The 7,205-nt window shown below is 70.3% G+C and carries 5 protein-coding genes and 1 pseudogene; all 6 read right to left on the reverse strand.

Annotated elements, in window-relative coordinates; translation table 11 throughout:
- Positions 1-189: 189 nt before the first annotated feature.
- The gene (locus SACHA_RS0103310; protein WP_028662850.1) at positions 190-1,206 is read right to left on the reverse strand and encodes a polyprenyl synthetase family protein; all 1,017 of its coding nucleotides are present in this window, start codon (positions 1,204-1,206) and stop codon (positions 190-192) included.
- Between the two features lie 130 nt (positions 1,207-1,336).
- Positions 1,337-2,911: an NADH-quinone oxidoreductase subunit NuoN gene (nuoN, locus tag SACHA_RS0103315; RefSeq protein WP_019807190.1), complete on the reverse strand. Its 1,575-nt coding sequence runs from the start codon at positions 2,909-2,911 to the stop codon at positions 1,337-1,339.
- Positions 2,912-2,919: 8 nt separating this feature from the next.
- Complete coding sequence (locus SACHA_RS0103320; protein WP_019807191.1) at positions 2,920-4,467, reverse strand: NADH-quinone oxidoreductase subunit M; 1,548 nt, start codon at positions 4,465-4,467, stop codon at positions 2,920-2,922.
- On the reverse strand, positions 4,464-6,362 hold the full coding sequence (nuoL, locus tag SACHA_RS0103325) for an NADH-quinone oxidoreductase subunit L (RefSeq protein WP_019807192.1): 1,899 nt from the start codon (positions 6,360-6,362) through the stop codon (positions 4,464-4,466). Before nuoL ends, SACHA_RS0103320 begins: the two co-directional genes overlap by 4 nt.
- Before the next feature lie 22 nt (positions 6,363-6,384).
- Positions 6,385-6,684 carry an NADH-quinone oxidoreductase subunit NuoK gene (gene nuoK, locus SACHA_RS0103330; RefSeq protein WP_007025111.1) on the reverse strand — a complete coding sequence of 100 codons (300 nt, stop codon included), beginning with the start codon at positions 6,682-6,684 and terminating at the stop codon, positions 6,385-6,387.
- A pseudogene (locus SACHA_RS0103335) lies at positions 6,681-7,205 on the reverse strand (NADH-quinone oxidoreductase subunit J); the annotation flags it as partial. The gene nuoK and the pseudogene SACHA_RS0103335, both read right to left, overlap by 4 nt.

The following is a 7,205-nucleotide window of genomic DNA, read 5'->3' on the forward strand; positions in this document are numbered from 1 at the left end:
CGCGTCGCGCGCGGGCTCCGCGGTGCCGTGGGCCGCGAGCTCCCGCTCGAGTTCGCGCACCCGCCGCCGGGCGGCACGGGCGAGGAAGAGCCAGGACAGGAACGCACCGCACACGAACGCGGCCGCGCTGTACACCCAGACCTGGCCGAAAACGGACATGACTCGCGTCCTCCCTGCTGCGTGGCGGGCCTACCGGGTCCGTGCGACGAGGTAGTCGGCGACCGACTCGCACGCCTCCCGCGCCGGTGACGACGGCAGCGCGGTGAGTTCCTCCCGTGCCCGTCGAGCGTAGTCATTCAGCGTGGCGTGGGCGCGTTCGAGGCCGCCGGACGCGCGGAGCAGCTGGAGTGCCTCGTCGACGAGGGAATCGTCGGTGAGCGGACCGTCGAGCAGCCGGGCCAGGCGCGGGTCCGGCGTGCCGGAGAGCGCGTAGTGCATCGGCAGCGTCCGCACGCCCTCCCGCAGGTCGGTCCCCTGCGACTTGCCGAGCTCGCCGGACGACGACGCGATGTCGATGATGTCGTCCGAGATCTGGAAGGCCGTCCCGACGAGGTCACCGAAGCGGCGCAGGGCGTCGATGTGCTCCGGGCGGGCGTCGGAGAGCATGCCGCCGAACCGGCCCGCCGTGGCGATCAGCGAACCGGTCTTCTGACCGATCACGGAGAGATAGTGGTCCACGGGGTCCTCGCCGTCGGCGGGGCCGACCGTCTCCCGCATCTGCCCGGTGACCAGCTCGCCGAACGTCTCCGCGATGATCCGCGCCGCGTCCGTCCCGAGGTCGGCCACCAGCCGGGAGGCGTGCGCGAACAGGTAGTCCCCGGTGAGGATGGCGACGGTGTTGTTCCACCGCGCGTTCACGCTGGGCGCTCCGCGCCGCATCGTGGCCTCGTCCATCACGTCGTCGTGGTAGAGCGTGGCCAGGTGCACCAGCTCGACGGCCGCCGCGGCGGTGACCACCCCGTCCCGGTCCGTCGTGCCGAACTGGCCCGCCAACAGGGTGAACATCGGCCGGAAACGCTTGCCCCCGGCGTCGACCAGGTGCCGCGCGGCCTCGTTGATCGCCTCGACATCGCTGCGCACGGCCTCGTGCAGGATCTCCTCGACGTCCCCCAGTCCGGAGACCAGTGTGCGCAGCAGGTCCTCATCGGCGATCTGCAGACCGACTGCCGCGCGCAACTCCTCGATGGTGCCCTCACGCACTGACACGTCGGCTCCGCCTTTCCGGCCCAGGGTCACGGTCGGCGTCCAGCCTAATGGGGCCCGACCGGGTGCCGGTGACCCGCTGGTAGAGCCACCGACGGTGATCTCGCCGACACCGCACGCACCGCCGGCCGGGTCAGGACGTCAGGGCGAAGCCGCCGGTGCCCGCCCAGTCGAGGGCGAACGTCGGCGCGACGCCGAGCAGCAGGGTGACCACGACCCCGAGCGTGATCGCGGCCGTGGTGAACGCCCCGGGCACGCTGACGGTGGGGCCGTCCTCGGCGGGCTCGGAGAAGAACATGAGCACCACCACCCGCAGGTAGAAGAACGCCGCCACCGCGCTGAAGATCAACGCGATCACCACGAGCGGGGCCATGCCGTCGGACAGGGCCGCCGAGAACACCACGAACTTGCCCACGAACCCGCTGGTGAGCGGGATCCCGGCCAGCGCGAACAGCAGGAAGGCGAAGGTCCAGGCCACCACGGGCGAGCGTTTCGCCAGCCCGGCCCACGCGGACAGGTGGGTCGCCTCGCCCCCGGAGTCCCGCACCAGCGAGATCACGCCGAACGCGGCCAGCGTCGTGAAGCCGTAGGCGAGCAGGTAGAACATCGTCCCGGACAGGCCCTGCTCGGTCAGCGCCATCGTGCCGATCAGCAGGAATCCCGCGTGCGCGATCGACGAGTACGCGATCATGCGCTTGACGTCGGTCTGCGTCAGCCCCAGCACCGCACCGATCAGCATCGACACGATCGCCACGGCCCACAGCACACCGCGCCACTCCCAGTGGGTCGACTCGAATCCGACGGTGAGCACCCGCAGGATCGCCCCGAACGCGGCGACCTTCGTGCACGCCGCCATGAATGCGGTGATCGGTGTCGGCGCGCCGTGGTAGACGTCCGGGGTCCAGGTGTGGAACGGCCCGACCGAGGCCTTGAACAGCAGCCCCACCAGCAGCAGGCCCAGCCCGGCGAACAGCAGCGTGTCCGAGCGGTCCGTGCCCGCCGTGGCCACGGCGATCTCGGAGAACCGCACCGACCCGGCGTAGCCGTAGAGCAGGGCGACGCCGTAGAGGAAGAACGCGCTGGCGAACGCGCCGAGCAGGAAGTACTTGACCGCGGCCTCCTGGGACAGCAGCCGCCGCCTGCGCGCCAGCCCGCACATCAGGTACAGCGGCAGGCTCAGCACCTCCAGCGCCACGAACATGGTGAGCAGGTCGTTGGCCGAGGTGAACGCCATCATGCCGCCCAGGGCGAACAGGCTCAGCGGGAAGACCTCGGTCTGCATGCTCTGCGTGGCGGCCTGTTCGCGGTCCTGCACCGTGCCGGGGCTGATCCCGGCCTCGGCGACGAACGCGCCACCCCGTTCGACCGTGCGGTCGGCGATGAGCAGCACCGCGGCCACCGACAGCGCCAGCAGCGTCCCCCAGAGGAACAGCGCCGGGCCGTCCACGGCGACGGTGCCGCTGAGCGTGGTGATGCCGCGCGGTGGCGCGTCGGCGGTGTAGACGCCCAGTGCGACACCGGCGCCGGCCAGTGCCAGCAGCGTCAGCCCCACCTGGGTGGACCACCGCCGGTGCTTGGGCAGGAACGCCTCCAGCAGCACCCCGACGCACGCGACGCCGAACACGATCAGCATCGGCATGATCGCCGCGTAGTCGATCCCGGGCGCCTCGATCGGCCCCTGTTGCTGGGCGAAATGAACGTTCAACACGGCTGGGATTACCTTTCCTGCACCGCTGTCAGTGTCGCCTCCACCGCGGGTTCGACCGTGTCGAGCACCGGCTGCGGGTAGAACCCGAGCCCCACGATCAGCACCACCAGCGGCGCGAGCACCGCGATTTCCCTACCGGACAGGTCACGCACGGCCTTCTTCGCCCCGGCCTCGGGTGCCGTCGCCGTCCCCGGTCCGCCGCCCGCGCCGACGAGGGCGTCCCCGCGCACGGGCCCGGTCATGATCCGCTGGTACAGCCACAGCACGTACGCGGCGGCGAGCACCATGCCGACGGTGGCGAGGGTCGCGAACACCGGCCGCGCGTCGAACGCCCCGATCAGCACCAGGAACTCGGACACGAACGAGTTCGTGCCCGGCAGCGACAACGTCGACATCCCGGCCAGCAGCAACATCCCGCCGAGGACCGGCGTCACCCGGAACATGCCGCCGTAGTCGGCGATGCGGCTGGACCCGCCGCGCGCGGCGACGATGCCGATCACCAGGATCAGCATTCCGGTGGCGAGGCTGTGGTTGAGCATGTACGTCGCCGAGCCGACGGTGGCCTGCGTGGTGAACGCGAAGATGCCCAGCGCGATGAACCCGAAGTGGGCGATCGACACGTACGCCACGAAGCGCTTCATGTCGTGCTGGCCCGCGGCGAGGATCGACCCGTAGAGGATGCCGACCACGCCCAGCACCAGCACCAGCGGCGCGAGCTGCGTGCTGGCAAGGGGGAACATCGGCAGGCTGTAGCGCAGGAAGCCGAAGGTCCCGACCTTGTCCAGCACGCCCACCAGCAGCACCGTGACCGCGATCGGCGCCTGCCCGGCCGCGTCCGGCAGCCAGGTGTGGAATGGCACGAGCGGCGCCTTGATCGCGAACGCGAGGAAGAAGCCGAGGAACAACCACACCTGCGTCTCGACGGGGGCCCGGCTGACCACGGCGACCAGGGTGGCCCAGTCGAAGGTGCCGCTGCCGAGTTCGTCGGCGGCCAGCGAGTACGCCCCGATCGCCGACGCCAGCATGATCAGGCCGCCGAGGAACGAGTACAGGAAGAACTTCACCGCCGCGTACTGCCGCCTCGGCCCGCCGTAGAAGCCGATGAGGAAGTACATCGGCACGAGCATGATCTCGAACAGCACGTAGAACAGGAAGACGTCGGTCGCCGCGAACACGGCGATGGTCAGCGCCTCCTGCACCAGGATCAGCGCGAGGAAGTGGGAGACCCGGCGCTCGGCGGGCAGCGTGTCCGTCGACCGCAGCGCGCCGATCACGATCGGCACCAGCAGCGCGGTGACCGCCACCATGAGCAGCGCGATCCCGTCGATGCCGAAGGCGAAGTGCACCCCGAACGCGGGGATCCAGTCCACCGAGGTGACCTGCTGGATCCGGTCACCGCCCGGGTCGTACGTCAGCCACAGCGGCACCACCAGCAGCAGCGTGGCGACCGAGACGCCGAACGCGGTCGCCGTCGCCGCACGGGCGTTGTCCCGCCACCCGGCGACCGCGAGGGCGCCGAGCAGCGGCAGCAGGATCAGGGCTACGAGCCAACTCATGAGAACCTCACCAACAGCAGTGCGGCGACGAGCAGGAACGACCCGCCGAGCATCGACAGCGCGTACGACCGGACGAACCCGGTCTGCAGCCTCCGCAGCCGGCCGGACCCGCCGCCGAGTCCGGCGGCCAGCCCGTTCACCGCGCCGTCGACGCCCCGGTTGTCCAGGAACACCGAGAACCGGGTCAACCACAGGCCGGGGGTGGCGACCAGGGTCTCGTTCAGGGCGTTGCCGTACAGGTCGTTCCGCGCGGCCCGCACCGGCCAGGACACCCGCTGCGGACGCTCGACGCCGGTCTCCCGCCTGCCGAACAGCAGCCACGCCACGAGCACGCCGAGCGCGGACAGGCCGACCGTCAGCCACGGGATCACCGCGTGCGGCAGCACGCCGTGGTGCGGTTCGGCCAGCGCACCGACCGACGGCGCCAGGAACTCGGCGAGCCGGTCACCGGACATCAGCAGGAACCCGGCACCGACCGAGCCGAACGCGAGCACGATCATCGGCACGGTCATCACCGGCGGCGACTCGTGCGGGTGGAACTCGCGGCCGTCGGCCGAGGTGGCCCCGGCCCAGCGCGGCTTGCCGAGGAAGGTCAACAGCACCAGCCGGGTCATGTAGAAGCCGGTGATGCCCGCGGCGAGCAGCGCCGCGCCGCCGAACACCCAGCCGCGCCAGCCCTCCTGACCGAACGCCGCCTCGATGATCGCGTCCTTGGTGTAGAAGCCGGACAGGAACGGGAACCCGATGATCGCGAGGTAGCCGAGCCCGAACGTGACCGCGGTGATCGGCATCTTCTTCGCCAGGCCGCCGAACCTGCGCATGTCGACCTCGTCGTTCATGGCGTGCATGACCGACCCGGCGCCGAGGAACAGCCCCGCCTTGAAGAAGCCGTGCGTGAGCAGGTGGGCGATGCCGAGGGCGTAGCCGACCGGGCCGAGCCCGGCGGCCAGCATCATGTACCCGATCTGGCTCACCGTGGAATAGGCCAGCACCTTCTTGATGTCGTCGTAGGCGCAGCCGATGATCGCGCCGAGCATCAGGGTGATCGCGCCGACGATGGTCACGACCAGCCGGCCGTCCGGGGTGAGGTTGTAGATCGGGGCGGAGCGGGCGATCAGGTACACGCCCGCGGTGACCATCGTGGCGGCGTGGATCAGCGCCGACACCGGGGTCGGGCCCTCCATCGCGTCCGGCAGCCACGCCTGCAACGGGAACTGGCCGGACTTGCCGCACGCGCCGAGCAACAGCAGCAGCGCGATCGCGGTCACCACCCCGGCGGAGGCCTCGCCGACACCGGCGAACACCTCGGCATAGGAGGTGCTGCCGAACTCCTTGAACATCAAAAAGATCGCCAGCGCCAGCCCCACGTCCCCGACGCGGTTCATCAGGAACGCCTTCTTCGCCGCCGTGGCCGCCGACGGCCGGTCCTGATACCACCCGATCAGCAGGTACGAGGCGAGGCCGACACCCTCCCAGCCCAGGTACAGCAGCACGAAGCTGTCGCCGAGCACGAGCACGAGCATCGCGGCGACGAACAGGTTCAGGTAGCCGAAGAAGCGCCGACGCGATTCGTCGTCGGACATGTAGCCGATCGAGTAGATGTGGATCAGCGAGCCGACCCCGGTGATCAGCAGGACGAACGTCACCGACAGCGGGTCGATGCGCAGCCCGAAGTCCACCTGCAACGCCTCGACGGGGATCCACGAGTAGACCGTGGTGTCGGTGGCCCGCGACAGCGACTCACCGAAGAACAGCGCCAGACCGTACACGAAGGACGCGATGACCGTCGCGGAGCCGAGCAGGTGCCCCCAGCCGTTGGTGCGGCGACCGCCGACCAGCAACACGAGGGCGCCGAGCGCGGGGAACGCGACCAGCAGCCACGATTGAGCGATCAAGGTGATTCCCTGTGGTTGGAGGCTAGTACTTCAGCAGGTTGGTGTCGTCGATCGAGGCCGACCGCCGGGTGCGGAAGATCGACATGATGATCGCGAGGCCGACGACCACCTCGGCCGCGGCCACGACCATCACGAAGAACGCCATCACCTGGCCGTCGATCGAGCCGTTGATGCGCGCGAACGTCACCAGCGACAGGTTCACGGCGTTGAGCATCAGCTCGATGCACATGAACACCACGATCGCGTTGCGCCGCACCAGGACGCCGACGGCGCCGATGGTGAACAGCAGCGCCGACAACAACAGGTAGTACGTCGGGGTCACTTGGTCTCCCCTTCCCCGGCGGTGTCCCGGTTGTCCCGGTGGATGCCGTCGCCGTTCGCGCTCGGGGTGGACGCACCGTCGTGGTTCTCGGTGCCCCCGACGAGCGCGTGCGCGTCCGGGGCGGTCGTGTCCCCGGCCACCTGCCTGCGCTCGGCCTCCAGCCGCGCGGTGGGCGTGGACTCGATGAGTTCGGACAGCGACTCCGGTGCTACCGACCCGTCCGGCAGCAGCGCCGGGGTGGCCACCGAGTTCGCCGTGGCGAACACGCCCGGCCCCGGCTTGGGCGAGGGGCGTTCGTACTCGCCGCGGAAGCGGGCCACCACCAGCTCCTTCTGGCTGCGCTTGCCGCCCGTGGCGTGCCGGGTGGTGAACGACAGCACCATGCCCGCCATCGCCGCGGTGATCAGCAGCGCGGCGGTGAGCTCGAACGGGAACAGGTAGTCGCGGAAGATGATGCGGCCGAGACCGCCCGCGCCGCCGCCCTCGGCGCTCCACGGGTCGAGCGGCTGCGCCGGGGTCAC

Source organism: Saccharomonospora halophila 8 (assembly GCF_000383775.1).
GTDB lineage: Bacteria > Actinomycetota > Actinomycetes > Mycobacteriales > Pseudonocardiaceae > Saccharomonospora > Saccharomonospora halophila.

Coding starts and splice junctions, on each gene's coding strand:
- SACHA_RS0103320 (WP_019807191.1), bottom strand. CDS start 4,467: ATGAGTTGGCTCGTAGCCCTGATCCTGCTGCCGCTGCTCGGCGCCCTC.